The organism is Streptomyces sp. NPDC031274 (genome assembly GCF_055570235.1).
Window position 1 is genome coordinate 1 of the sequence record NZ_JBVIHP010000168.1, and the last position, 1,683, is coordinate 1,683.

Here is a 1,683-nt window from a genome sequence, read left to right on the forward strand (position 1 = left end):
CGATGACTGCGGCGACGGCCTTACGAGTGTGCTTCATGGGTTCCCCCGGAGTAGTGCTGCTGTTCAGTGGTGATCACAGCTAAAGGGGAGGGCCCTGACGGGGGCAAGGATCATCGGCTCATCCGGGACGCTGGAATGCTTCCAGGGTCCTGACCTGCGAGAACGTGCCCTGCCTGGAACGGTGAGGTGGGATGCGCGGGCGGTGTTTTGATCATGGACATGCAGGTGATCTAGGGTCCCGGCGTCATTACTCGACGGGGGAACGGATACACACGCCATGCGTACGCGCTTCAGGCTGGCCACGGTTGTCGCGGCGGCGGCACTTGCTCTGACGGTGACCGGGTGTGAGGGGGATGACGGGGGCGGCGGGGGTGACGGGGGCTCGGACAAGGCCGCGGGTACGTCCGGCTCCGGTGTTGTCGCCGGGGCCGGGGCCGGGGCCGGTGGCGGTGCTGGCACCGGCTCTGACTCCGACTCCAGTCCCAGTGCCACTCCCGGCGTGGGATCGGATGAGGCGCCCGCTCGTAACGGCGGCAGCAGCGGTGGGCCCGAAGTCCGGCAGAAGTGGATGCTGGAGAACATGCCCCAGGCGGACACCGTCATGGCGGCGGGCGAGTACCTCCAGCGCTTCACGACGTGTGAGCGGTACAGCATCGATCCGTCCGACGAGCGCTACTACCCGATGGACGAGAAGTTCGACATGTCCTGGGGTGTGCAGTTCCGCGGTACGTGCGACGACAGCGGGGACGGCTGGATCCGGGTCTTCAAGACCAGCGACATGAAGCAGTTCCAGACCGCCTACAAGGCGGACATCGCCGAGCGGATGAAGCAGGGGAGCGAGCTGGCCGGGATCGAGGGCGGGTTCGCCGTCGGCAAGGACTTCGCCGTGATCGCGCCGGGCGACGACACGATTCGGGATCTGTCGGCTTCAGGGCTCCTGATCCTTAACTGCAACCCGAACTTCCAGCCGGTCGGGGACGTCTCGACTGCGCCCGCCCTGATCGACGGCTGCGTTCTGACGGACGAGTTCGTTCAGTAGCCCTCGACGAAGTGGTCGAACTCGCCTGCCTGGACTCCTAGCACGAAGGCGTCCCACTTGGCCTGGGTCGTGGTCACGATGTTCTCGGGGTCGCTGGTTTCCCGTAGGTAGACGGCGTCGTCCTGGCCGTACGCGAATTCGATCCAGGGGCCGGGGCCTTCCTCCCCCTCGGGGGCGGCGCGGATCCAGTCGAGGTCTGGGGGGATGGCTTCGGGCATGGGGGTGTCCTTTCTGCGGGGCAGTGGGTGGGTGCGGGTTGGGGGACCCTGCGGGGCCTTCCCCAATCCCGCCCCTTCCCGGCTGCATCTATTAGCGGCTCCGCCGCGGAGGGGCTCCGCCCCAGACCCCGCTCCTCAAACGCCGGAGGGGCTGAGGGTGCGGAGCAGGGCTGCGAAGGCTGAGGGCTGGGCGGTGAGTACTGACCCGGTGGGGTCGGCGGACTCGGTGAGGTGCACCGTGCCGGTGGCGGTCCGGGCGACGTGTACGCAGGCTTCTCCTTGCGCGCAGTAGGACGACTTCTGCCCGGTGTCAGGCATGGCGGGTCTCCTTTGCTGTGCGTATCAGTGCCGCGAAAGCTGCGGGTCGTGCGGTGAGTATCGCTCCGGTGGGGTCGGCGCTTTCGGTTAGTTGGACTGTCGATCCGG

General features: G+C 67.3%; 3 protein-coding genes. 1 reads left to right on the forward strand and 2 read right to left on the reverse strand.

What is annotated here, in order from left to right:
- The first annotated feature begins 499 nt into the window (after positions 1-499).
- Positions 500-1,039 carry a hypothetical protein gene (locus ACZ5CR_RS44630; protein WP_468869253.1) on the forward strand — a complete coding sequence of 180 codons (540 nt, stop codon included), beginning with the start codon at positions 500-502 and terminating at the stop codon, positions 1,037-1,039.
- Here ACZ5CR_RS44630 and ACZ5CR_RS44635 read toward each other — a convergent pair.
- Positions 1,033-1,257: a DUF397 domain-containing protein gene (locus tag ACZ5CR_RS44635; protein WP_468869255.1), complete on the reverse strand. Its 225-nt coding sequence runs from the start codon at positions 1,255-1,257 to the stop codon at positions 1,033-1,035. The two genes, ACZ5CR_RS44630 and ACZ5CR_RS44635, sit on opposite strands and share 7 nt — an antisense overlap.
- Positions 1,258-1,392: 135 nt before the next feature.
- On the reverse strand, positions 1,393-1,575 hold the full coding sequence (locus ACZ5CR_RS44640) for a DUF397 domain-containing protein (RefSeq protein ID WP_468869259.1): 183 nt from the start codon (positions 1,573-1,575) through the stop codon (positions 1,393-1,395).
- Between the last annotated feature and the right edge of the window lie 108 nt (positions 1,576-1,683).

Bases quoted from the DNA above. Each gene is read 5' to 3' on its own strand.
- ACZ5CR_RS44635 (WP_468869255.1), bottom strand. From the start codon at position 1,257: ATGCCCGAAGCCATCCCCCCAGACCTCGACTGGATCCGCGCCGCCCCC.
- ACZ5CR_RS44640 (WP_468869259.1), bottom strand. From the start codon at position 1,575: ATGCCTGACACCGGGCAGAAGTCGTCCTACTGCGCGCAAGGAGAAGCC.